The sequence below is a fragment of the Lentibacillus songyuanensis genome (genome assembly GCF_039548255.1).
In the GTDB taxonomy this organism is placed as follows: domain Bacteria; phylum Bacillota; class Bacilli; order Bacillales; family Amphibacillaceae; genus Lentibacillus_C; species Lentibacillus_C songyuanensis.
The window spans coordinates 3,114-3,371 of the sequence record NZ_JBCLVH010000017.1; the positions used below are offsets into that span (position 1 = coordinate 3,114).

Genomic DNA, 258 nt, shown 5'->3' on the forward strand with positions numbered 1-258 from the left:
GCTAAAGCATCTGTGTCATGGGATCACATTGACGCCATTGCGGTTACCGAAGGGCCGGGATTGGTTGGTGCCCTGTTAATCGGGGTTAGCACAGCAAAAGCGCTGGCATTTGCCCGACAGAAACCGCTTATCGGTGTTCATCATATTGCTGGGCATATTTATGCAAATCGTCTGGAGCAGGAATTTACCTTTCCACTACTTGCGTTAGTGGTCTCTGGCGGTCATACGGAGCTGATTTTAATGCGTGACCATGGTGAT

1 pseudogene is annotated in these 258 nt (G+C 49.6%); it reads left to right on the forward strand.

What is annotated here, in order from left to right:
• Nucleotides 1-258: pseudogene (locus WMZ97_RS15320) on the forward strand (tRNA (adenosine(37)-N6)-threonylcarbamoyltransferase complex transferase subunit TsaD); the annotation flags it as partial.